17 protein-coding genes and 1 pseudogene are annotated in these 23,549 nt (G+C 74.1%); 17 read left to right on the top strand and 1 reads right to left on the bottom strand.

Going from position 1 to position 23,549, the window contains the following annotated elements:
- The first annotated feature begins 255 nt into the window (after positions 1-255).
- From ABZW30_RS24185 to ABZW30_RS24250, 14 genes are all read left to right on the top strand, one after another.
- Positions 256-1,458, top strand: coding sequence for a hydroxymethylcytosylglucuronate/cytosylglucuronate synthase (locus ABZW30_RS24185; protein WP_355673261.1), 1,203 nt, complete (start codon positions 256-258; stop codon positions 1,456-1,458).
- Between the two features lie 101 nt (positions 1,459-1,559).
- Positions 1,560-2,561, top strand: coding sequence for a cytosylglucuronate decarboxylase (blsE, locus tag ABZW30_RS24190; RefSeq protein WP_355673262.1), 1,002 nt, complete (start codon positions 1,560-1,562; stop codon positions 2,559-2,561).
- Positions 2,549-3,487 carry a CGA synthase-related protein gene (blsF, locus tag ABZW30_RS24195; RefSeq protein WP_355673263.1) on the top strand — a complete coding sequence of 313 codons (939 nt, stop codon included), beginning with the start codon at positions 2,549-2,551 and terminating at the stop codon, positions 3,485-3,487. Before blsE ends, blsF begins: the two co-directional genes overlap by 13 nt.
- A 59-nt stretch (positions 3,488-3,546) precedes the next feature.
- Entirely contained in the window at positions 3,547-4,716 is a 1,170-nt protein-coding gene (gene blsG, locus ABZW30_RS24200) for an arginine 2,3-aminomutase (RefSeq protein WP_355673264.1), read from the top strand.
- Positions 4,713-5,894 carry a DegT/DnrJ/EryC1/StrS family aminotransferase gene (locus ABZW30_RS24205; RefSeq protein ID WP_355673265.1) on the top strand — a complete coding sequence of 394 codons (1,182 nt, stop codon included), beginning with the start codon at positions 4,713-4,715 and terminating at the stop codon, positions 5,892-5,894. Before blsG ends, ABZW30_RS24205 begins: the two co-directional genes overlap by 4 nt.
- Entirely contained in the window at positions 5,891-7,165 is a 1,275-nt protein-coding gene (locus ABZW30_RS24210; RefSeq protein WP_355673266.1) for an ATP-dependent carboxylate-amine ligase, read from the top strand. The genes ABZW30_RS24205 and ABZW30_RS24210 overlap by 4 nt, the downstream gene beginning before the upstream one ends.
- Positions 7,162-8,469 carry an MFS transporter gene (locus tag ABZW30_RS24215; protein WP_355673267.1) on the top strand — a complete coding sequence of 436 codons (1,308 nt, stop codon included), beginning with the start codon at positions 7,162-7,164 and terminating at the stop codon, positions 8,467-8,469. The genes ABZW30_RS24210 and ABZW30_RS24215 overlap by 4 nt, the downstream gene beginning before the upstream one ends.
- Before the next feature lie 79 nt (positions 8,470-8,548).
- The gene (locus ABZW30_RS24220; RefSeq protein ID WP_355673268.1) at positions 8,549-10,402 is read left to right on the top strand and encodes a hypothetical protein; all 1,854 of its coding nucleotides are present in this window, start codon (positions 8,549-8,551) and stop codon (positions 10,400-10,402) included.
- A 39-nt stretch (positions 10,403-10,441) separates the two neighbouring features.
- Positions 10,442-11,065, top strand: a complete 624-nt coding sequence (locus ABZW30_RS24225; protein ID WP_355673269.1) for a class I SAM-dependent methyltransferase — start codon at positions 10,442-10,444, stop codon at positions 11,063-11,065.
- Positions 11,066-11,070: 5 nt separating this feature from the next.
- Complete coding sequence (locus ABZW30_RS24230; RefSeq protein WP_355673270.1) at positions 11,071-11,556, top strand: nucleoside 2-deoxyribosyltransferase; 486 nt, start codon at positions 11,071-11,073, stop codon at positions 11,554-11,556.
- 29 nt (positions 11,557-11,585) lie between these two features.
- Positions 11,586-12,911: a M1 family metallopeptidase gene (locus ABZW30_RS24235; RefSeq protein WP_355673271.1), complete on the top strand. Its 1,326-nt coding sequence runs from the start codon at positions 11,586-11,588 to the stop codon at positions 12,909-12,911.
- 145 nt (positions 12,912-13,056) lie between these two features.
- Positions 13,057-14,808, top strand: a complete 1,752-nt coding sequence (locus tag ABZW30_RS24240; RefSeq protein WP_355673272.1) for an RNA ligase family protein — start codon at positions 13,057-13,059, stop codon at positions 14,806-14,808.
- Entirely contained in the window at positions 14,808-17,621 is a 2,814-nt protein-coding gene (locus ABZW30_RS24245) for an RNA repair domain-containing protein (protein ID WP_355673273.1), read from the top strand. Before ABZW30_RS24240 ends, ABZW30_RS24245 begins: the two co-directional genes overlap by 1 nt.
- A gap of 181 nt (positions 17,622-17,802) precedes the next feature.
- Entirely contained in the window at positions 17,803-18,297 is a 495-nt protein-coding gene (locus tag ABZW30_RS24250) for an anthrone oxygenase family protein (RefSeq protein WP_355673274.1), read from the top strand.
- 116 nt (positions 18,298-18,413) lie between these two features.
- Here ABZW30_RS24250 and ABZW30_RS24255 read toward each other — a convergent pair whose 3' ends face one another.
- Positions 18,414-19,097, bottom strand: coding sequence for a polysaccharide deacetylase family protein (locus ABZW30_RS24255; RefSeq protein WP_355673275.1), 684 nt, complete (start codon positions 19,095-19,097; stop codon positions 18,414-18,416).
- A gap of 344 nt (positions 19,098-19,441) precedes the next feature.
- On the opposite strand from ABZW30_RS24255, the gene ABZW30_RS24260 reads away from it, so the two are divergent.
- The 3 genes and pseudogenes from ABZW30_RS24260 to ABZW30_RS24270 all read left to right on the top strand — a co-directional run bounded on the left by ABZW30_RS24260 (position 19,442) and on the right by ABZW30_RS24270 (position 23,431).
- Positions 19,442-20,803: a hypothetical protein gene (locus ABZW30_RS24260; RefSeq protein ID WP_355673276.1), complete on the top strand. Its 1,362-nt coding sequence runs from the start codon at positions 19,442-19,444 to the stop codon at positions 20,801-20,803.
- An 89-nt stretch (positions 20,804-20,892) separates the two neighbouring features.
- Positions 20,893-22,112: pseudogene (locus tag ABZW30_RS24265) on the top strand (MoxR family ATPase).
- On the top strand, positions 22,109-23,431 hold the full coding sequence (locus tag ABZW30_RS24270) for a VWA-like domain-containing protein (protein WP_355673277.1): 1,323 nt from the start codon (positions 22,109-22,111) through the stop codon (positions 23,429-23,431). Before ABZW30_RS24265 ends, ABZW30_RS24270 begins: the two are co-directional and overlap by 4 nt.
- Positions 23,432-23,549: the final 118 nt, after the last annotated feature.

The following is a 23,549-nucleotide window of genomic DNA, read 5'->3' on the forward strand; positions in this document are numbered from 1 at the left end:
ATTGCACCGGGTCGAGGCCCCGGCGAGGTGCAGGCACGTTCCTGCCCGCGTGTCGCGCCGCGCGGTCCGACCGCACTTCGTCAACTCCCTGAGCGGCAACTTCACCTGGCGGGGTGGTTAGCCTCCACTGTTCCGTAGGTAGTCGAACCGCCCTGTCCGATCGGCCTGGTACGAATACGGAGCGAAGGAAATCCGGTACGTGGGGGCGCAGTTGCGGCGGCCCCACCGCAGTGGCGTGGGAGGGAGGCGGAACGGATGAAGGCACGTGCGGGAGTCCGGACCGTGGCCGTGGCCGGGGTGGAGTTCGGGTGGGGCAGTTCGGGGAAGTTGAGCGCGGTGCTCTCCGCCCTGCGTGACCGCGGCGGAGGGAAGCTCAGATTCGTCGGGCTGGCCTCGGGGCTGGGGCGGCCGGTGCTGGCCGGGCAACCGGTGGAACGCTGGTTCGACCTGCCGGAGGGTGAGTCGGGCGAGGAACTCGGGCGGATCGTCCGGGCGCAGCGTGTGCAGGCGGCGCTGGTGGTGCTGGACGGGCGGCTGGCGAAGGCGCTGCGCGCGTGCGGGGTGCCGGTGGTGTTCGTGGACAGCCTGCCGTTCCTCTGGACGGACGGCGACCGGCCCGACCTCCCGCTGGACGCCGACGTGTACTGCGCCCAGCGCTGCGTGGAGCTGCCACCGGAAGGCGCCGGGGTCTTGGCGGACGCACCCCGCCTGCGCTGGGTGGACGCGGTGGTCGCCGACGGCGGAGTCACCCGCCGTGCCGCGCCGACGCAGCGCCACCGCAGCGCCCTGATCAGTCTCGGCGGGCTGCGCGCGCCCCAACTCGCCGACTGGGCCAGCTATCCGCGCATCGTGCTGCCGGCAGCGCTGGAGGCCCTGACCGCGAGCGGGGTCACCGCGGTGCACATCGCGGGGAACCTACCCGCCTGGCTGGCCGCGCAGTTGGTGGACTCCTGCCTGCACCCGGCCGTCACCACCGTGGGCGCACTCCCGCACGAGGACTTCCTGCGCCGCCTCGCCGAGTGCGATGTGCTGCTCACCTCCCCCGGGCTGACCACCCTGCTGGAGGCGGGGCGACTCGGGACCCCGACGCTCTGTCTGCCGCCGCAGAACCTGAGCCAGATCTTCAACGGCCGCTCCCACAGCCGGGCGCTCGGTGTCGAGGTCCGCGTCCCCTGGCCCACGGGGGTGTTCGCCGAGGACGAGGCCCTCGCGCTACGCGCCCACGGCGAGGGGAAGGCCCTCGACCTGATCTACGGCGGGATCACCCGGGCCGCCGACCTGGACCGGCAGCGGACGGCAACGGCCGTACGGGCAGGCCTCGTCGAGAAGCTCAGACACCTGGCCGCCGGGCCGGGCGTCGACTGGACGGCGCTGACCACGGAGGTCGGCACCGACGGCGCGGCGCAGGTCGCCGACGCCCTGGTCGAACTCCTGGGGGCCACCGCCCCCGCCCGCTGACGAATGCCCGCTGATGTACCCGCCGCGCTGTGCCGCGCAACCGAGCGAGCAACAGTGCGACCGACGAACCGGTCCCAGACGAAACGGTCCCAGGTGTCCTCGTGTCCTCCACCACGCACCCGCGCCCCCGCTACCTGTTCATCCGCATCCTCGAAGCCTGCAACGCCGACTGCTTCATGTGCGAGTTCGCACTGTCGCGCGACACCTTCCGCTTCTCCCCCGCCGACTTCGCCGAGTTGCTGCCGAAGGCCCGCGCCGTCGGGGTGGCGTACGTCCGCTTCACCGGCGGCGAGCCGCTGATGCACCCGGAGGTCGTGGAGCTGGTCAGGGCCGGCACCGAGGCCGGCATGAAGATGTCGATCATCACCAACGGCTCCCTCCTGCCCAAGCACGCCAAGGACCTGGCGGCGGCCGGGCTGGCCCAGGTGATCGTCAGCCTGGACGGCGCCTCGGCCGGGACCCACGACACCTACCGCCGCTCCCCCGGCATGTTCGAGGCCGGTCTGCGCGGGCTGCGGCTCGCCGCCGAACTCGGCGTGCTGCCGCGGGTCAACACCGTGGTCGGGCCGCACAACTACACCGAGATGCCCGGACTCCAGCGGGTGTTGACCGAGGCCGGGGTGCGCCAGTGGGAGCTGTCGGCGCTCAAGCTGGACCGCACCATCCGCTACCCCGACCCGGAGCACGTACGCGCCGTCTGCGACCCGCTGTACGAGGCCGACCCGGCAAGCGTCCTGGTCCCGATGGGCAAGCGCTTCTACGGGGACACGCCCGAGGAGCAGTGGCAGTACTTCGAGGATTCGACCCCGCCCCGGGCCTCGCTGCCGCTCTGCCGCGTCACCGACGACGTGATCTACATCGACGGCAAGCGCGGCCGGATGCACGCCTGCAGCTGCATCCCGCACCGGGACGACGCCGACGGGCCGGGCGGCGCGCCGATCCGTGAGGGCGGGGTCATCCTGCTGGACACCCCCGCGTTCCGGGCGCACGTCGACTACTTCCGGGAGCGCGGCCCGCAGGTGTGCAGTGGCTGCTCGACCACGGCGGCAGGGTACAGCGACGACGTCGCCCGGCTCGGGACGGTGACGCCGTGGCAGTACTGACCAACCGGGCGTCCGTCCTGCTCGCCTGCCGCGAGGAGCAGTTGGACTCCCTGCTCGCCCTGCGCCGGATCGCCGCCCACCTCCGCGACCTGCCCCGGTTCGACGACCCACCCGGGCTCGACGACCTGCCCCACCTCGACGACCCATCCGGGCTCGGCACCGCCGACGCCGAGCAGCCGGCGGCTGCCCTGGTCTGCGACGACGAGGCGGTCACCGCGCGGCTCACCCGCCTCGGTGTTCCGGTGCTGCACCTGTCCTCGGCCCTGCCCGAGGCCCCGGCGACCGGCCCGGCCACCGGTTCAGCCGAAGGCCTGCTCACCCGCGCCCACTGGCCCGGCTGGCTGGACCGCCCGCCCGGCATCCGCCCCACCGGCCTGCTCGCCCCCGCCCGGCTGACCCGCAACCGCGACCGCCGGGGCACCCTGCTACTGATCTCCCTCTGGGGTCTCCCCACGGCGGAGGCCGAGGCCTTCACCGACCGCAGGCTCCCCGCCCTGGTCGGGGAAGCCGTCCGCCGCACCGGCTCCTGCACCGTCATCTGCGACACCTCCCTCGACCAGGTCCGCGCAGCCACAGCTCACCTGCCCGACACCACCACCGTCCGCGCCGCCGACACCGACGTCGACGCCCGGCACGCCGAGGCCGAACTCCTGCTCGCCTCCCCCACCATGGCCGCCCTCGCGCTGGCCCGCGCCCGCCGCGCCCCGCTCGCCTTCCTGCCCCCGCTCGGCCCCGCGCAACGCGCCCTGGCCGAACGGGTCGCCCACCTCGTCCCGGTCCCCACCGCCGACCCCGCCGACCCGACCCGCTGGGAGCCGCCGCCGGCCGAGGTCCAGTGGGCCGGTCTCGGCCCGGATCTGGACGATCTGCGCGGCGCCCAGGCCCTCGCCCGTACCGTCCGCCAACTGCTGCTCGCGCCGCCGTAGTCGCCCGACGACCGCCCCACCGACCGCGCCCGACACCCGCCGCCCCGTACGGAGCCACCGTGTCCCACTCCGCCCGAACCGAACGAGACCACACCGAACGAGACCGCCCCGCCGCCGAGCCCACCCCCGCCGAGTGGGACGACTGGCGCTGGCACATGCGCAAGCGCATCAACACCGCCGAGAAGGCCCGGCAGTGGATCAACCTCACCGCCGACGAGGAGCGCGCCATCGCCGGGGTGGCCGGGCGCTACCGCTGGAGCGTCACCCCGTACTACGCCTCCCTGATGGACCCGGACGACCCGAGCTGCCCCGTCCGGCAGCAGGCCGTCCCGGCCGCGGAGGAACTGCTGGACTTCCCGGGCGCCGAGGTGGACCCGGTCGGCGACACCCTCTACCGGCGGACCAACCGGGTGGTCCACAAGTACCCGGACCGGGTGATCCTGCTGGTCACCGAGACCTGCCCGGTCTACTGCCGGCACTGCACCCGCAAGTTCCACACCACCGACCTCCAGGGCAGCTACTTCCGCGACGACGAGGGCGGCTCCTACGACGAGGACCTCCGCTACATCGCCGACCACCCCGAGATCCGCGACGTGCTGCTGACCGGCGGCGACCCGCTCAGCTACCAGGACGGCCGACTGGAGGAGATCGTCGCCGGTCTGCGGGGGATCCCCAGCGTCGAGATCATCCGGATCGGCTCGCGCTTCCCCGTGCTCCTCCCCCAGCGGATCACCGACGAGCTGTGCACGATGCTCTCCCGCTACCACCCGGTGTGGTTGAACACCCACTTCAACCACCCCAAGGAGATCACCCCCGAGTCCGCCGCCGCAGTCGACCGCCTGCTGCGGCACGGCATCCCGGTCGGCAACCAGACCGTGCTGCTGCGCGGCGTCAACGACGACGTGCCCACCATGCGCCGTCTGATGACCGAGCTGCTGCGGATCCGGGTGCGCCCCTACTACCTGTACCACTGCGACAACGTGACCGGCGTCGCGCACTTCATGACCTCCGTCGAGAAGGGCTGGGAGATCATGGACGGCCTCCAGGGCCACATCACCGGTTTCGCCGTGCCGCAGTACGTCCTGACCACGAAGATCGGCAAGATCCCGGTCTCCCGCCCCTCCTTCACCGAGACGCCCGACGGCGGCCTGCTGCTGCACAACTTCCGCGGCCAGCAGCTGCGCGTCGACGGCTCCACGCACCCGATCACGGAGGCCGACGCCCGATGACCCTCCACCACCGGCAAGGCCAGCGCTTCCTCCCGTACGGCGCCAACTACCTCGACTGGCAGGACATGACGGAGCTGCGGGAGGTGATCGACCACAAGGTGCTGTTCCGCTACCAGACCGAACACGAGAGCGCGGCCTCCCGGCTGGAGCGCCTGGTGAGCGAACGCCTGGGCGCCGCACGGACCCTGGCCGTGCACAACTGCACGGAGGCACTGCGGCTGGCCCTGGTCTCCACCCGCCCCTCGGTCGGCGACACGGTGTACATCCCGGCGGTCACCTTCGTCGCGGTGGCCGGTGCGGTGCTCTCCAGCGGGCTGATCCCGGTCCTGGTGGACGCCGACGAGTCGCTCGCCCTGGACGCGTCGCTGCTCCCGCCGGACGCCCAACGGGTGATCGTCGCCCACATGGAGGGCTCGGTCGCCACCTTGCCGCAGGGCGTGCCGTACGTCATCGAGGACTGCGCGCAGACCCTCGGCGGGCGGTTCCCCGACGGCCGGGAGGTCGGCACGGCCGGCTACGCGGGCGTGTTCAGCTTCCACCACAACAAGGTGCTCACCTCCGGCGAGGGCGGGCTGGTGGTGACCGACGACGAGCAGGCCTGGGCGGCGATGCGCTGTTACCACGACCACGGGTCCGCGCGCGTCCCCGGCCACTACCCGACCTGGAACCAGGACGCCTACTACGGCGAGAACTTCGTCACCAGCGAGGAGGTCGCGGCGATCCAGTGCCAGCAGTTCCGGCACCTGGACGACGTACTCGCCGGGCTGGAGCGGATGTACGGCCTGGCGATGGAGGCCCTGCCCGACCGCACCGACCTCCACGTGCTCCCGCGCACCAGGGGCGACGTCAAGGTGAGCCTGCGGTTCCGCTGCGAGTCCCGCGAGCTGCGCGACGCCGCCGTGGCCGCCCTCACCGCCGAGGGCATCGCCAACTGGACGCTCGGCAAGTACCTGCTGCCCGAGCACCCGGTGCTGACCGGCCGCCGCTCGCTGTACGCCGACGGCTTCCCCTGGAACCTCGCCCCCGAGGGCCGTCCGCTCGCGCTCAGCCGGGACGGCTTCGCCCGCACCCGCGACCTGCTGGACCGCACCCTGTGCGTGCCGCTCTCGCCCGAACTGCCGCAGGAGCAGCAGGCCGTGGCGGTCAAGGCGATCCGGCGCGCGCTGGAGGCGGTGTGAGCACGCCCGACCCGGTACTGCTGCTGGTGGACGACCGGCCGTCCTCCTTCACCCGCCACGCCGCCGCTACGCTCCCCGAGCACCTGGTGCTGCTGCGCTTCGAGGAGCTGCGCGACGACCTCTCCGAGGACCACCTGCGCCGCACCGCCCACCTGCCCGCTTTCTGGGTGCGCGCCGGGGTCCCGCTGGAGCAGGAGGCGGCGCGCTACCGCGACTGGGTGGCGGGGCAGCTCCCCGTCGCGCCCACCAGGTTCTGCAACCCCTCCGAGCCGCGCCAGGCCCCGGCCCACCGCTTCGCGGCACTGGCCGGACTGCCGCACCTGAGCGGGCAGCAGGTCGCCTGGGTGCGCGACAAGGCCGAGATGAAACGGCGCTTCCGTGAACTCGGTCTGCGCACCGCCGAGTTCACGCGCGTCCGGACGGCCGCCGAGATCGAGTGGTTCGCCGCCACGCACGGCTGGCCGCTGGTGCTCAAACCGGTGGACTCCTTCGCCTGCGTGGACACCCACCGCCTCGACGGCCCGCAGTCCCTCGACGGCATCGACCTCACCGCCCGGGACTGGATGGTCGAACAGTTCCTGGGCGGCACCGAGTGGGAGGTCTGCGCGGTCATCCACCGGGGCGACGTGCTGGACGCCTGGCCGAGCGCGATGCCCTGCCGTCCGCTGGACATCGTGGACGGCGCGATGAACGCCAACATCAGCGTCGGCACCGACGAGGCCCCGCCGGTCGACCTGCGTGCCCTGCTGCAGCGGATCGTCACGGGCATGGGCATCGACCACGGCTACGCGCACATGGAGTTCTTCCTGACCGACGGCCGGCTGTACGCCGGGGAGATCGGGCTGCGGCTGGCCGGCTGCGAGATCCCGGCCAACCACGGACACGCGTACGGCTTCGATGTCTTCGGCGCCACCCTCGACGTCTACCGGGGCACCCGTCCCGACCTGCGCTACCGGCAACGGCGCTGCGCGGGCGACCTCCTGCTGCCGCTGCCGGGCTCCGGGACGGTCCACCGGATCACCCCGACGGAGGAACTGCTGCGTGTCCCCGGAGTGGTCCAGGCCGTTCTCAAGGTCGGTGTCGGCGACACGGTGTCCGCCCGACGGGCCTCGCACAACGCCTCGGGGTACGTCCATGTGGTGGGTGCCTCGATCGAGGAGGTGGAGCGGAGGATGCGCGAGGTGCTCGGCAAGTTCACCATCGAGCTCACGTCCGTACCCATCGGGGGCTCCACGCCGACGGACAGCCCGGCCCTGGAAGGCACCCGGTGAGCGAAACCCTGCCCCGCGAGACCACCCCGCCGCCCAGGGACACCCTGGCCCGCCGCCTCGGCGCCCTGCTGCGCCGCCCGCACGTGCCGGCCGTCGCCGGGTGGAGCGTGGTGTCCCGGCTGCCGGTCTACCTGATGTCGCTGGCCACCGTCCTGGTCGTGCGCGAGCAGGACGGCAGCTTCGCCCAGGCCGGGCTGACCAGCGCGCTCTACACCGCCGGGATGGCGGCCGGCGGCCCATTGGTCGCCCGGCGGCTGGACCGCGCCGGGCGCCGGCCCGTCCTGATCGTCACCGGCCTGCTCTACCCGGCGGCGCTGGCCGGGCTCGCCTGGGGCACCCGACCGGGCGGCTGGGCCCAGCCGTCCGTCGCCGCCCTGGCCGGTATCGCCCTGCCGCCCGCCAACGCCTGCATGCGCTCGCTCTGGGCCCGACTGCCGCTCGCGGAAACCGAGCGGGACACCGCCTACCTCTGGGAGGCGATCCTCGCCGAGGTGCTGGTGATCGGCGCGCCGCTGATGCTGGCCGGGCTGATGCTGGCAGGTTCCGCCGCCCTGGCCCTCACCGCCGTGGCGGCGCTCGGCGGCCTGGGCGCGCTCGGACTCGCCCTGGTCCGGCTGCCCGCCGGGACGGACCCCGAGCCGTCCACCGAGCGGCGCGACCCGATCGGTCCGCTGCGCAGCCCCGCCATGCTGGTGCTGACCGCGGTGATGGCCGCCTGCGCGGTGCCGATCGGGCTGCTCACCCTGGCCATCCCGGCGTTCGTCGCCGCGCACGGCTCCCCCGGCGGCACCGGCGCGGTCTACGCCTGCTGGGGCGTGGGCAGCGCGCTGGGCGCCGTCTGGCTCGGCCGCTCGCAGTCCGACGTCCCCGCTCCGGTGCGCTTGCCGCGCCTGGTCCTGGCGTACGCGCTGGGCACGGGCCTGACCCTGGCCGCCACCTCCCAGCCGCTGCTGGCGGCTGCTCTCGCGGTGGGCGGCGCGCCGATCGCCCTGGTGTCGGCGGTGGAGATGACCCTGGTCGGCGCGGTGGCGGACGGACGCTCACTGGCGGAGGCCTTCACCTGGGCCTCGCTGGCCACCGTGCTCGGCGACGCGGCGGGCCAGCAGGCCGGCGGGCTGCTGGTGGAGCCGCTCGGGCCGCGCGGGGTCTTCGCGGTCGCCTTCGGCGCCGCACTGGCCGCGGCCGCCCTGGCCTTCGCCTGCCGCCCGCTGCTCTCCCGCGCCACTACTGCCGCCAAGGCCGCCACCGCCTCGACCGACTCGACCGACTCGACCGCCGCCACCGAGCCGGAGTGCGCCGCATGACACCACCTCCTTCCTGTCCTACCTGCCTTTCCTGCCCTGCCTGCCCGCGAGATCCCTCCCGACCCCGAGGTCACCGACGATGAAGTCCGCAGACCAGCTCTTCCGGCCGGTCAATTTCACCCAACTCCCGTCAGCTGTGAAGGAGTTCCTGGAGTCAGCGGAGGCCGACGGGGCTCCCGGGCCGGTGGCGGTGCCCGTCCCGGTCGAGGGCCGGGACGACCTGGCGCAGAGCGTCGAGCTCGCCGCCCGGCTGTACACCGCGCTCGACCGGCCGCGCCCGCTGGACCACGGTGTCCTCCTCGGCGCGGAACAACTCCCCGACGGTGTCGCCGACTTGTCCCGCCCCCTGGCCCGCGAGTGGCTGACCGAGGAGCAACTCGCCGACGCCCCGGCCTTCCTGCGCGACCACCACGGCGCCCTGCTGCTGGTCGGCTGCTACGACCGGCTCACCCTCGACCCGGTGCGCTCGCTGCTGCTCGCCACCTACCGCAGCCGCACCCACGCCCTCACCCTGCTCAGCGGGCGCGACGCCGCCTCGCTCGCCTGGAGCATCGCCAAGCAGTACGTCCGCCCGGACGCCGGGGTGGACGGCGTCGGCCTGTTCACCGACACCGACCGACCGCCGCACCTGCCCGGCATCCAGGTCTTCGACGACCGGGACTTCGAGCGGGTCGACATCCAGTCCGCGATCCTCGCCGGCCGCTGGCGCAAGGTCGCCTTCCAGGGCCACGGCAAGGACGACAGCGTCAATCTGGGCGAATTCACCATCTGCGGCCTCAACCCGGCCGCCCCCGCGCGCCCCGGACTGCTCGGCCCGCGCTGCGCCTACGGGCTGCCCTGCTACAAGCCCGAGGACAAGCTCGTCCCGCTGCACCGGGTGCCCGCCGTCGAGGTGGTCCTCAGCGCCTGCAACAGCGGGCCGCTGGCCGACCTCGCGCTGTACGACCCCAAGTACCAGCTGCTGCTGAACGCCCTGGACGGGCCCGCCCGTACGGTCGTCGCGGCCGTCTCGGTGCACGACTCGGACCGGCCGGAGAACGTCGCCTGGATGCGCTCCGCGCTGGCCGGCGGGGACACCGTGGACACCCTGAACGCCAGCCTGGCCGGCTCCCACCCGTACCCGGCCTTCCTGCGCTTCGGCCTGCCGGACTCGACGCCGACCGCGCAGCCCGTGTTCGCCGACCACCGGCCGGACCCCCTGCTGCTCACCGTCGGCCGCCGGCTGACCGCCCTGCTCGGCTCCGAACTCCTGCCGCACAACCACGCCTTGCGGCCCCGGCTGACCAAGCTGGCCCGCAAGGTCGACCTCTGGGTGGCCCGCCCCACCCATCTGGCCGACCAGTCCGCCGACGAGGTCCGCGCCTCGCTCACCGCCGACCTCCAGTCACTCGACCACGTGATCGCCGGGCAGGTCACGGCGAACCCCGAGGACGAGCTGATGAACTACCCGGCGCACTTCGGCGACCGCAGCTCGCTCGACCCCGAGGTCCGCGAGGTGACCTGCCACTGCGGGCGACCCGCCCAGGAGTTCACCCGGCGCGGCCTGCTGCCCAACGTGCTCGATACCGTCTGCGCGGTCTGCATGCGCTGCGGGGACGTCACCTTCCGGCTACCGGAGGCGCCCGCCCTGCTGGCGTACAGCGCCGACGAGGTCCGCCAGGGCGGTGTCCTGGAGGTGCGCGCCTCGCTCTCGCCCGCCCGCAGCGGTCCGGTGCGGCTCGGCCTGTTCGTGCCCGGCTACCTGCGCGAGGACACCACCGTAGAGCCGGAGTGGGCGAAGGTCCGCGCCGTCGCCGGGCAGCCGCAGGACGTGCACTTCCGGGTCCACTTCGCCCCGGCCACCGCCCCGCAGGCGTACTACTTCACCGTCTTCGCCGTCCAGGACCTCGCCGTCTCCACGGCCCGGCGCCACTTCGGCGTCCTGCCCGGCTGAACCCCAGCGCCCCCGCACCCCCGACCGGAGGACACCCCCGTGACCACCACACCCAGCACCAAGCCCGAGATCCAACTCATCGAGCAGGACGGTGAGGTGACCCTCAGCATCGGCGGCGAGCAGGCCATGCAGGCCTGGGAGCGGGACCTGATGTGGGCCAGCGCCGACCTCCTGTGCGAGTACGGCCACGACTTCTACGAGGTGGGCCTGGGCCTCGGCCTGTCCGCCCTGCGGATCGCCGGGAACCCGGCCACCCGCAGCCACACCGTGCTCGAACTCTTCGAGGAGGTCGAGGAGTTGTTCCGGGACCAGCACCCACGGCTGCCCGCCAACCTCGCCGTCGAGCGCGGCGACTTCTTCCAGCGGATCTTCGAGCTGCCCTCGGAGAGCATCGACGGCATGTTCTTCGACCCGGCCCTGGACATGGAGGTGTGGACCGACACCGAGCTCTGGGCCCGGACCATGCCCGAGGTGGTCCGGGTTCTGCGCCCGGGCGGCGTGTTCATCCCCTTCTTCAGCACCAAGCCCGAGCTGCGCTGGCAGTACACCCCGCACTTCCGCCGCATCCGGGTCGAGCGCCACCCGTACACGGCCTACGACACCACCGAGTACACCTACGGCACCAGCGGCGACGCCTACATCCAGTGCTTCCTGAAGGACTGACCGCCATGACCGAGCACACCCACGCCCCGCCCCGATCCCTGTTCCTGGCAGGCCCGTTCATCCAACTGATCGACCCGGCGACCGGCGAGATGCCGGCCGGCGCCCGGGCGCCCTTCGACCTGCTGATCAAACACTTCGAGGCCCAGGGCACCGCCGTACACAACGCCCACCGCCGGGAAGCCTGGGGCGCCGAACTGATGCGGCCCGAGCAGTGCACCAAGCTCGACCAGGACGAGATCCGCAAGGCCGAGCTGTTCGTCGCCCTGCCCGGCTCGCCGGCCTCACCCGGCACCCACATCGAGATCGGCTGGGCCAGTGCCTTCGGCAAGCCGATCGTGCTGCTGCTGGAACGCGGCCGGGAGTACACCTTCCTGGTCCAGGGCCTGCACACGGTCGCGACCGTCGAGGGCGTGGTCTACACCGACCTCGCCACCGCACTGCCCGCCGTCGACCGCGCGGTCCAGCGGGTTCTGGCCCGACACCTCACCTGATTCCCACACCAACGACAGGAGTTCACGGCGTGCGACGCCCCCTCACCCTGTTCGCCGTCCTCGCCGTGCTCCTGTCGGTGGCCGCCGCCCCGACCGGCCGCACCCCCGCCGACCAGACGCGCACCCCCGGCACGCCCGCCTACACCGTGGAGCTGCGCAGCGACGCCACCGGCGCGCACTGGCACGGCCACGAGCGGATCACCTTCGCCAATGCCTCGCCCGAACCGCTGCGCGAGGTGTACCTGCGGCTCTGGGACAACTTCCGCGGCGGCTGCGCCTCCCCGTCCGTCCGGATGAGCGGCCTGGACGGCACCTTCGAGGTCGCCTGCACCGCACTGCGCGTCCCGCTGCCCCGCCCGCTGGCCCAAGGCGCCTCCGGCACCGTCGAGTTCGACCTCGCCATCGACGTCCCGGACGGCATCGACCGCTTCGGCCGCGACGGCGCCTTCAGCTTCGTCGGCAACGCCCTGCCGGTCCTCGCCGTCCGCGACGGGGCGGGCTGGCACCTCGACCCGTACTCCGAGCTCGGGGAGTCCTTCTACGCTCTCACCTCCGACTTCGCCGTCACCCTCGACCACCCCGCCGACCTGTCGGTCCCCGCTACCGGCACCGCCGTCGACACCCCCGGCGAGCCGGGCCGTACGGTCACCCGGGCGACCGCCAAGCGCGTACGCGAATTCGCCTGGGCGGCCGGGCCGTTCAGCCGGATCGCGGGCCAGTCCGGCAACGGGGTCCGGATCGCCGTCTACTCAGTCGCCGCCGTCAACGCCGAGGACGCCCGCAAGATGCTCGACCTGTCGCTGCGGACCATCGACGCGCACTCCGCGAACTACGGCACCTACCCGTACGGCGACCTGGCCGTGGTGCTCGACAACGCCTTCCCGTTCGGCGGCATGGAGTACCCGGCCTTCGTCCTCGCCCGGATCAGACCCTCCGCCGTGATCCACGAGTTGGCGCACCAGTGGTGGTACGGCATCGTCGGCGACGACCAGTACCACGCGCCCTGGCTGGACGAGTCCTTCGCCGAGTACGCCATGGACCTCGCCCTCAACGACACCGGCGAGGGCTGCACCGCCGCCACGCCCTGGAAGGCCGCAGCCGAACACCTCACCAACCCGATGAGCTACTGGGACACCCACCCCGACCGCTACGAGGCCGTCATCTACGACCACGGCTCCTGCGCCCTGCACGAACTGCGCCGCCTGATCGGCCCGGACACCATGTCCGCCCTACTGCGCGACTACGCCCACGCGCACTGGAACGGCGTCTCCACCACCGCCGAGTTCAAGGACGCCGCCCAGGCCGCCACCCGCGTCGACCTGGGCCCCTTCTGGCGCGAGCACCGCATCGACTAGAGCCTGCCTCCCGCGCATCGTCGCGGGCCCGGCACGGACCCGAGCGGCGGGCCCCGGGTCTGCGCCGGCGCCGATAATCGGTGGCCCGACCCTCCCACGCGCTCCTACAGTGTCCGCCGGATCAAGGACGTTCAGGGAGCCCGAAATGCGAGTGCACTACCCCCGGACGCCGCATCTCCCCTGGTCACCAGGGGTGGCGGCGGACGACGTACGGACCGGGGAGCTCTCCGGCCTGGCCGGGGCGGAGGTCGTCGTCACCGAGAAGCTCGACGGCGAGAACACCACCCTCTATCCCGACGGCCTGCACGCCCGCTCGCTGGACTCCGCCCACCACCCCTCCCGGGCCTGGGTCAAGGGCCTGCAGGGCCGGATCGGCGCCAGGATCCCGGACGGCTGGCGGATCTGCGGCGAGAACCTGTTCGCCCGGCACTCCATCCCGTACACCGACCTGGACAGCTGGTTCTACGGCTTCTCCGTCTGGACCGACCAGGACCACTGCCTGGACTGGGACGGCACCGTCCGCTTCCTGCGCCACCTCGGCGTCCCCACGCCCCGGGTGCTGTGGCGGGGCCGCTACGACGAACGCGCGCTGCGCGCCCTGCGGCTGGACCTCGACCGACAGGAGGGGTACGTCGTCCGAACCGTCCGGGGCTTCCCCCGGGCCGAGTTCGGCGAGCGGATCGCCAAGTGGGTCCGCCCGCAGCACGTGCGCACCGACACCCACTGGATGCACGCCGCCGTGGTGGAGAACGGGCTCGGGCCGAACGCCGCACTGTGGTCGGTGCGTTCGGGCCAACTGCCCGAACTCCCGCTGCTGGCCGAGGCCCTGGGACTGTCCGAACCGAGCTGCCCGCCGGAGGAGTTGGCGGAGGTCTCCGCCCGGCTGGACGAACTCGGCCGCACCGGCGACGCCCGGCTGGCCGGCGTGCTCGCCACCGCGCTGCGCACCGCCTGCCGGGAGCAGCTGGCACCGCGGCTCGCCGGGCGGCTCGGCCTGCCGCTGGCCCGGCGGGTCGCCGACCTGGTCGGGCTGCACCCCCGGCTGCAGCAGCCGTACCCGGACGAGGACCGCCGCGCCGGGCTCGTCCGGCTCTCCTTCGCCGCCGACCTCGGCGTCCTGCACGCGGTGGCCGCGACCGCCGCCCCCGGCCAGGCCGAGCGCGAGCAGGTCGCCTGGTCCGCCCTGCACGCCGAGGACGCCGGACTGCTCGGCCCCGACCCGCTCGGCCGGCTGCGCACCGGCCTGCGCGAGGCGCTCGCCGACCTCGGCCGCGACGCCGCCGACCGCTGCTGGGCGCAGGCCCGCGAGGCCTACGCGCTCGGCCGGATCTCCACCGTCGAGGAAGCGGTCGCCGCCTCCTGGCGCTGGCGGGACGGCCGCTTCCCCCGACTGGTCCAGCTGAGCGGCCCGGCCGGCAGCGGCAAGAGCACCTTCGCCGCCACCCTGCCCGGGGCCGCCACCCGGATCAGCCTGGACGACCTGCGCGCCGCCCGCGGCTCGCGCGCCGACCAGCGTGACAACCCCGAGGTGCTGCGCGAGGCCCTGGACCGGCTGGACGAGGCGCTCGCCGACCCGGCCGCCACCGCGGTCTGGGACGCCACCTCGCTCAACCGCCACCAGCGCTCCCACGTCCACGCCATCGCACAGCGTCGCGACGCCCTGGTCACCCAGGTGGTGCTGCTGGTCGGCGAGGAGGAGCTGCTGCGCCGCAACGCCGTCCGACCGCACCCGGTGCCGCCCGAGGTGCTCACGGCCCAGCTGCACCGCTACAGCCCGCCCTACCCCGGCCAGGCCCACCGCACCTGGTACGTCGGCCCGGGTGGCACCGTGGAGGACACGGCGGGTGCGCTCCACTCGCCCGACACACCCGACACACTCGGCCCCGAGGAGGACTGATGCGCCCCATCGAACAGGTCTGCCAGCGCATCCGCTGGGACGCCCGTTTCGACCCGGCCCGGTTCACCCTGGGTGTGCGCCAGCGCGACGACCGCACCAAGCGCGTCCCGCTGGAGGCCTTCGCCGCCTCCGGCGAGATCCCCTGGCACCGGGTGCACTGGGTCGAGGCCGACGGTGTGCGGGTCTGGGACCGCGCCACCGGCGTGGACCTCCTCGACACCACCGAGGCCGGACACCGGACCGAGCCGCGCCGGCTGCCCGCCCCCTTCTTCACCGCCACCGCGCCGCACGTCTGGCGGCCGGAGGGCGGCTGGCAGCCCGGCGGCGATGCCGGCGCCGACGCCCGCACTGCCGCCACGGACAGCCTGCGCGTCATCACCTGGAACACCCTGTGGGACCGCTACGACGCCGACCGGATCGACACCGCCCGCCGCCGGCCGCTGCTGCTCGCCGCGCTGGAGGCCGCCGACGCCGACGTCATCGCGCTGCAGGAGGTCGAACCCGCCCTGGTGGCCCTGCTGTTGGCCGCGCCCTGGGTCCGCGACGGTTACACGCTGGGCACCGACCCGTCCGGCCCCGACGTGGCCGACCACGGGCTGCTGCTGCTCAGCCGCCTCCCGGCGCTGGAGGCCGGGTGGCGCCGGCTCGGCCCGCACAAGGCCGTCATCGCCGTCACCCTCCGGACCGCCGATGTGCCGCTGACCGTCGCCGCCGTCCACCTGACCAGCGACCACTCGACGGACGGCCCGGCCCGACGGCAGGCCGAACTCGCCGAGCTGGCCGTGGGATTGGGCGGGGTGGAGGGCGAGCTGCTGCTGCTCGGGGACTTCAACGACGGACGTTCCGGCCCGGCCGGCCCGGCCGCGGCCCTCGGGCTGCGGGACGCCTGGTCCCAGGTGCACGGCCCGGCCGACGACACCCCCACCTTCGACCCGACCGTCAACCCGCTCGCCGCCGTCTCCTCGCTCACCGGCCGCGCCGGCCGCCTCGACCGCGTGCTGCTCCGCTCCGACCGCGCCCGCGCCACCGCGGCCGCCCTGCTCGGCGACCACCCGACCGAGGACGGGCTCCACCCCTCCGACCATTACGGCGTGGCCGTGGACCTCGCCCTCGGCGGCGGCTCCACCGCGGAGACGCTCGACGCCGCACCGACCGCGCGCACCGCCGTCGCCTGGCTGCCGCCCAAGGAGCTGTGGCCTCCGATCCAGCGGCTGCGCGCCGCGTACGACCCCCAGCTGCGGCGCTGGCCCCCGCACGTCAACCTGCTGTTCGGTTTCGTCCCGGAGTCCGAGTTCGACCGCGCCCTGCCGCTGCTCGGCGCGGCCGCCGCCGAGGTCGCGCCGTTCACCGCCCGCCTCGACGGCGTGCACACCTTCGGCCACCGCGAGGACGCCACCGTCTGGCTGGACCCGGCCGCCGCCTCCCCCGAGCCCTGGGCGGCCCTGCGGCACGCCCTCGAACGGCGCTTCCCCCGCTGCCGGGGCCGCGCCGAGGGCTACACCCCGCACCTGTCCCTCGGACGCAGCACGGACCCGCAGCGGGTGGCCGCCGACTGTGCGGCCCGGCTCAGCGGGGTCTCGGCCCGGGTGGGCGAGCTGGTGGTGCTCTCCCGGCGGGGCGGCGAGCCGATGCGGACGCGGGCGGTGGTCTCGCTGGGAACAGGCGAGGTGCGGGTGCCGCCGGAGGAGCCGGTGGTCTCGCTGCGGCCCGAGCCCGCCGAACGGATCGCTGTCGCCGTCGAGTTGGCCTCGCAGATCACTTCCGCGCTGCCCGAGGGTATGGTCCACACCGTCGGCTCGCGACGGTTGGGCTGTCAGTTGGACGGCGGCGACCTCGACCTGGTGGCGGCCCTGCCCGGCCCGGCCGACCTGGCCGGCGTCCGCGCCCGGGTGGCGGCCGCGCTGCCGCAGGCGCGGCAGGTACGCGAGGTGCGCGGCGCCCGGGTGCCGGGGCTGCGGCTGGAGGCGGGCGGGCTCGCCGTCGACCTGGTCGTGGTCTTCACCGGTTCGCTCGACCCCGCCCAAGCCGTCGCCCGGCGGGCCGAGTTGGGCGAAGCGGCCGCGATCGCGCTGAGCGCCGTCACGGACGCCGAGGCGATCCTGACGGCGGTCGGCGACCGGCACCGGGACTTCGTCCGGCTGGCCCGGGAAGTCAAGACCTGGGCGCGGGCGCGTGGCCTGGATTCCGCGCCGTTCGGCCAACTACCCTCGCTGGCCTGGTCGGTACTGGCCGCGCGGACCGTCCTGGATGCGCACGACACCGCTGAGGGCGACCAGTTCCAGCGCTTCGCCGAGACCTGGGCGTCCTGGGACTGGCGCCGACCCGTCGGCCTGGCCGCCGGCTCGGCCGACCGCCCCGACGCACCCCTGACCGTGCTCACCCCCTCCGCCCCGGTCCGCAGCTGCACCACCCAGGTCAGCTCCGACACCCGCGACCTGCTCACCGAGGAGCTCTACCGCGCCTGGGAACTCACCACCGAGCGTGCCGACCCCTGGCCTGCCCTGCTCTCCCCGCCCCCGCTGCACCGCCGCCACGCCGCCTGGGCCGTCGTCACCACCGGCGAGGAGTCCATGGGCGCCGTCCGCGGCCGGCTCCGGGCCCTCCTCGCCGCCCTGGAGGAAGCCGGCGCCACCCACCTCCACGCCTGGCCGCACCCCTACCGCACCCGCGACGGCCGCACCCACCTCCCCATCGGCCTCGGTCCCGCCCCGCCGACCCGCGCCCAGCTCGCCCCGATCACCACCGCCTGGGCCCGAGGCCTCGCGGGCGTCCAGGTGGACTACGCCGAGGGCGGCGCGGTCCCGACGGTCTAGCCCGAGTTCCCGGCCCGGCTGGTCGCGCCCCATCTCGGCCGAAATCAGACGTCATTTGACGGTTTGTCATTTGAGACGGTTGTGAGCGGTCGAGGTGGCCCGAGCGGCCCGGATGCCGGATGATCGGCCCACGGGGGACCGGGCCGACACCCGGCGGATGCCGAACAGAGGGGCTGCGAAGATGGAAACGGCACGCACACTCGTCCTGGTGGCGGCCACCCTGACCTGCGGACTGACCGCCGGACTGTTCTACGCGTACGCATGCTCGGTGATGCCCGCGCTCGCCCGGGTCGATGACCGGACGTTCATCGAGGTCATGCAGCGCGTCAACGTGGCGATCCTGAACGGCTGGTTTGTGCTCGGCTTCGTCGGCGCCCTGCTCACCACGGCGGCCGCGGTGGCCCTGCACCTGCCCTCGGACGGCCATGACGTGCTGCCCGCGACGGTGGCCGCCCTGGTGCTGTACGCGGCGGCGATCGGGGTCACCCGTTCGGTCAACATCCCGATGAACGACGAGTTGGCGGCCGCCGGAACACCGCAGGCGATCGCCGACCCGGCGGCGGTCCGCGGGCGCTTCGAGGCCCGGTGGGTGCGCTTCAACGTGTTGCGAGCCCTACTGTGCACCGCCGCGCTCGGGTGCCTCGCCTGGGCGCTGATCCTCAACGGGCAGAGCTGACGGCCCCGCGACCAACGGCCGGCCACCGGGCCGGCCGTTTCGCGTCTGCGCCTGCCCGATCAGCCGAGGGTCGACCGGTCAGCCGAAGGTCCCCTGGTCAGGGCGGGATGGCGCGGTCAGCACAGGATCCCGAAGCTGTACCCGCGCGCCTTGAGGGTGGACAGGATCGTCGGCAGCGCGGCCGCGGTCTGGCTGCGGTCGCCGCCGCCGTCGTGCAGCAGGATCACCGAACCCGAACGGACGTTGTTCAGCACCCGCGACTGGATCGCGCCCGTCCCCGGTCGGGACCAGTCCGCCGGGTCGACCGACCAGAGCACCACCTGCTTGCCCAGCCCCGCCGCCCGGGAGCGCACTGTGCCGTTGACCGCGCCGTACGGCGGGCGCAGGCACTTGGGGGCGCGGCCGGTCTGGGCGCGGATGGCCTGATCGGTCCTGCTCACCTGGGCGTTGAAGGAGGTGGCGGAGAGCCGGCGCAGGTCCGGGTGCGACCAGGAGTGGTTCTGCACGCTGTGCCCCTGGCGGGCGACCTGCTTGGTCAGCGAGGGATGGGCCGCGACGTTCTCGCCGATCTCGAAGAAGGTGGCGTGCACCCCGTAGCGGTCGAGGATCGACAGGATCCGCGGCGTGTAGGCGGGACTGGGGCCGTCGTCGAAGGTCAGGTACACGACCTTGCCCCCGGCCGCCTCCGCCGGTGCGGCCGGCACCCCGACCGCCACTCCCGCCACCAGCGCGACGGCGAGCGCGCCGATCGCGGTCCGGATCCGTCCAACTGCCCTGTGCCTGACGGGTCGTACGGCCATGCCTACCCCTTGCGGTCGGAATTCCCGCGTACGGACCAGTCTGCGCCCGAGCGCCACGGCCCCGCGACCCACCCGGGGACGAAAGGGGGTGAAATCGGCCAGCCGAACAGCGGGTTGACCGGGTTCGACGATCGCCCCGCGCGGGGAAGGGCACGACCGAGCGCCCCCGGCGCGATCCACCGGGGGCCGACGTCGACCTGCCCTCCAGCGGTCCTTGAGCGCCGACGGACGGTCGCGGGCCGAATCGGTGTGGCGGACGGCGACGGCGGGGCGCTATGCTCCCCGGCGATGACCACTCTCGCTGATCACAGATCGGAGGGCCCGTCCGCGCAAGGTGAGTGCTGATGAACACTCACACCGCGATCGGGCACGACTCCCACCTCTCCTTCTGGCGGCGCGTACGCGAGTACGCCGTGCCGCCCTCCATGATCGAAACCGCCACCGCGCGGCGCCGGGTCGGCGACTGGGCCGGGGCCTGCGCCGCGGCGAACGTCGAGGTCGAGTTCCGGCTGCGGGACGTCTCGCGCGCCCACGGCCAACAGATCGCCGACCGAGTGCGGAGCGATCTGCGCCGCCTGGCACCGGACTTGCTGCGCTGGCACCTGCCGAGGACCGCCCCCGACGGGCTGCTGCGGCCGGGGCTCACCATGACGCTGGCCCGTTACCCGGGCGAGCGGCCGGTGTCCCTGGTGGTCCGTACGCCACCCGCCTGGGCGGCGCACGGGCAGCACATCAGCCTCGCGCTCTGGGACGGCTACGACGACGGCGGGCCCCGGCATCCGCACCCGCATCCCAGCCGCCGGTTCCGCTACGACCTGCACCGGCACCTGTGGGACGCGGACCGGAGCGGGGAGTTGGCGTTGCGCGCCGGGGTCGGTCCGCCGAGCTCCCAGAAGGCTGAGGGACTCGGCACGCCGGCGCCGCGCTGCGCCGTCGACCGGTGGGCCGCCGAGGCCGAACTGCTGCTGCGCGCCGACGGGCGCCCGGCCGGACCCGTCGTCGTGCGGCTGGGGCGTCGGCGGCACGTGCTGCTCAGGGCGGGCGAACCCGCCGCGGAGGCGGCCGGGAACTTCCAGGCGCTGCCGCTGCTGCCCGACGCGGCGACCTGGGCGCTGCCCGACCTCGACCTGCTGCACAGCGGCGCGATCGAGCCGGAGCGGCTGCACCCACTGGTCGCGGCCGCGCTCGCGCCCGGGCACCAGCCGAGTCGGACGCTCCAACCACCGCCCACGCAACGGCTGGTGGACTGTCGCGGCGCCCGGCACCGGATCGCCGTGGTCGACGGGGTGCTCACCCCGCTCGACCACGACCCGGCCCAGCTACGCCGCGAGGAGCTGCTCGCCGCGCTGTCCGGCACCCCACTGCCCTGCCTGCGGGCCGTCGACCAAGCGCACCGCAATCCGACCGAACTGGCCGGCGTGCGCGAGCGGTTGGACCACGGCGACACCGCCGGGGCGCTGGCCCTGGTCGAGGACCTGCTCGGCCCCCGGGCGGTACTTCGCCCGGGCCCGTTGCAGGACGAGCTGACGGCGGCCGCGAAGCGTCGGATGGCCTACGGCCTCTACCGGGCGGGCCTGACCGACCCGGGGCCCGACGGCTTCCCGTTCCGCCGGCGTCCGTGCCGACGCCGCTGCGGCCTGTACACCGCCGCGCGCTGCAACCCGCAGTGCAGCCCACGCTGCAACCCGCGCACCCGCACGCGCTGAAGCCTGCCGGAACCCCTGCCGAGCCCCTCTACTTCCGATTTCCCGAGCTTCCGATTTCCCGAGCTTCCGACTTCCCGAGGTGATCACCCATGCCCACGCACGCCCCCGCCGCCCGGCTCGACGTCGCCCGCGAGCTGCTCACCCTGCTGAACGACACCAGCACCGAGCCCCGCGCCGACATCCAACTGGAGGCCCTCACCCTGGCCGTCGCCGCCGACCTGCCCGTCCTGCTCTGGGGCGAGCCCGGAATCGGCAAGACCGCCGCCCTCAACCAGCTCGCCGAGGCCCTGGAGCTGCCGCTCACCACGGTGATCGCCAGCGTCCACGAGCCCTCGGACTTCTCCGGCCTGCCCATCGTCGGCGACGATCCGGCACAGCAGGGCGTCCCGCTGGCCCCGCCGGACTGGGCGGTGCGCCTGGTCCGGGCCGGGCGTGGGCTGCTGTTCCTGGACGAGCTGTCCACCGCGCCGCCCGCCGTCCAGGCCGCACTGCTCCGGCTGGTCCTGGAGCGGCGCATCGGCGCCCTCCGACTGCCACCCGGCGTACGGATCGTGGCCGCCGCCAACCCGCGCTCCTCGGCGGCCGACGGGTGGGAGCTGAGCCCGCCGCTGGCCAACCGGTTCGTCCATCTGCAGTGGGTGCACGACCACGAGGTGGTGGTGCGCGGCCTCGGCGGGGTGTGGCCGGTCGCCACCCTTCCGCAGCTCGATCCGGCGCAGCTGCCCGCCGCGGTCGCGCTCGCCCGCCGCGCGGTGTGTGAACTGCTCTCCGCCCGGCCGGAGTTGGTGCACCGGCTGCCCACCACCGAGACCCGGCGCGGTGGCGCCTGGCCGTCCCCGCGCAGCTGGGACATGACGCTGCGGCTGATCGCCTTCGCCACCGCGGCGGGCTCCTCCCGGGAGGTGCTGTCGCTGCTGGTCCGGGGAACCGTCGGGGACGGTCCGGGGCTGGAGCTGATGGCGAGCATGGACCGGATGGACCTGCCGGACCCGGAGAAGCTGCTCGCCGACCCGGCGAACGCGGTGCTGCCCGAGCGCGGGGACCTGCGCCAGGTGGTGCTGGACGGGGTGGTGGCCGCGGTACGCAATCGGCCGGAGCGGGCGAGGTGGGACTCGGCCTGGGCCCTGCTGGTGCGGGCGATGGAGACCGGCGCGCCGGATGTGCTGGTCGTCCCGGCCACCTCGCTCGCCTCGCTGCGCGGGAGGACTGGGAGGTACCGGAGTCGATCGAGCACCTGGCCTCGACGGTGGCCCTGTCCCGGCGGGCCGACCTCGCCGCCGCCCGGGCCGACGCGAAGACCCGCCGATGAACGCGGGCGCGACGCCGCTGGACGTCGGCGGGCGCATCAGGCCGAAGGTCGCCAGGCCGGCCCCCACGCCCCTGGACGCCGGCTGGCAGATCAAGCCGCAGGCCGGCCGGTTGGACCTCGACAAGCTGTACGCCGCCCGACTGCAGGCCGTCCGGGCCCGCCCCTACCTGGCGACCGCGCTGTTCGCCCTGCACCTGGTGGAGTCCCGGCAGGTGCCGACGATGGCCGTGGACCGCTACTGGCGCTGCTACGCCTCCCCGGCCTTCGTCGAGCGCACCCAGGTGGAGGACCTGGCCTCGGTGTGGGTGCACGAGGTGTCGCACCTGCTGCGCGACCATCACGGGCGCAGCGACCGGCTGGCCCGCGACCTCGGGCTGAAGGGCCGGCACGACCGGCTGCGGATGAACATCGCCGCCGACTGCGAGATCAACGACGACGCGTACGGGGACGGGCTGGTCACCCCCGTGGGCGCCCTGACGCCCAAGCGCCTCCACCTGCCGGAGGGGCAGCTGATGGAGGACTACCTCCGCGGCTTCGGCTTCGACCTGCGCAAACCGGGCCTGGCCTGGCTGGACTGCGGCAGCGGCGCCGACGGCGTGGACCGCCCCTGGGAGCTGGGGCCGGACGGCGCCCACGGGCTGACCCCGCAGGAGCGGGACGCCGTCCGCTTCCGGGTCGCCGAGGGCATCCGGGCCCGCCCCGGCGACACGCCGGCGGGCTGGCGGCGCTGGGCCGAGGAGGCGTTCCACCCGCCGCAGCCCTGGCGCCAACTACTGGGCGCGGCGATGCGCTCGGCGGTCTCCGGGCCCGGCTCGGGCGGGGACTACAGCTACGGCCGGCCCGCCCGCCGCTCGACCGCCCTGGCGGGCGTGGTGCTGCCGAGCCTGCGGCGGCGCCCGCCGTGCGTCTCGGTGGTGATCGACACCTCGGGGTCGGTCTCCGACGACGAGCTGGGCAGCGCGCTGCTGGAGGTCGCGGCGATCGGCCGGGCGGTCGGCGGCCGTCACGACCAGGTCACCGTCCTGTCCTGTGACGCGGCCGCGCAGACCGTCCAGCCGATCTGTCAGGCGGCGGGCATCTCCCTGATCGGCGGCGGGGGCACCGATCTGCGCACGGGCTTCGCGGCGGCGCTGCGGACCCGGCCGCAGCCGGACGTGGTCGTGGTGCTGACGGACGGGCAGACTCCCTGGCCCGAGGTCGCGCCGTCCTGTCGTACGGTGGTCGGCCTGTTCCGGAGGCCGGTGCGGTACAACGAGGCCAACCCCGACTACCGGCCGGACGCGCCACCCGCGTGGGCGCGGGTGGTGACCATCGACTGAGGCGGTCGGGTGGGCTCCCGGCCGACGCGACCGGTGCGGCGGACGCGTCCGGTCCCGCCGCACTCCGACGCGCAGCGGCGGCGGTACGAACACGGAGGACGTTCCCTTGAGCACGAGC

This window comes from Kitasatospora sp. NPDC004669, from assembly GCF_040609455.1.
In the GTDB taxonomy this organism is placed as follows: Bacteria; Actinomycetota; Actinomycetes; order Streptomycetales; family Streptomycetaceae; genus Kitasatospora.

Bases quoted from the DNA above. Each gene is read 5' to 3' on its own strand.
- ABZW30_RS24270 (WP_355673277.1), top strand. From the start codon at position 22,109: ATGAACGCGGGCGCGACGCCGCTGGACGTCGGCGGGCGCATCAGGCCG.
- ABZW30_RS24185 (WP_355673261.1), top strand. From the start codon at position 256: ATGAAGGCACGTGCGGGAGTCCGGACCGTGGCCGTGGCCGGGGTGGAG.
- ABZW30_RS24245 (WP_355673273.1), top strand. From the start codon at position 14,808: ATGCGCCCCATCGAACAGGTCTGCCAGCGCATCCGCTGGGACGCCCGT.
- ABZW30_RS24260 (WP_355673276.1), top strand. From the start codon at position 19,442: ATGAACACTCACACCGCGATCGGGCACGACTCCCACCTCTCCTTCTGG.
- ABZW30_RS24205 (WP_355673265.1), top strand. From the start codon at position 4,713: ATGACCCTCCACCACCGGCAAGGCCAGCGCTTCCTCCCGTACGGCGCC.
- ABZW30_RS24240 (WP_355673272.1), top strand. From the start codon at position 13,057: ATGCGAGTGCACTACCCCCGGACGCCGCATCTCCCCTGGTCACCAGGG.
- ABZW30_RS24255 (WP_355673275.1), bottom strand. From the start codon at position 19,097: ATGGCCGTACGACCCGTCAGGCACAGGGCAGTTGGACGGATCCGGACC.
- ABZW30_RS24230 (WP_355673270.1), top strand. From the start codon at position 11,071: ATGACCGAGCACACCCACGCCCCGCCCCGATCCCTGTTCCTGGCAGGC.
- ABZW30_RS24220 (WP_355673268.1), top strand. From the start codon at position 8,549: ATGAAGTCCGCAGACCAGCTCTTCCGGCCGGTCAATTTCACCCAACTC.
- ABZW30_RS24250 (WP_355673274.1), top strand. From the start codon at position 17,803: ATGGAAACGGCACGCACACTCGTCCTGGTGGCGGCCACCCTGACCTGC.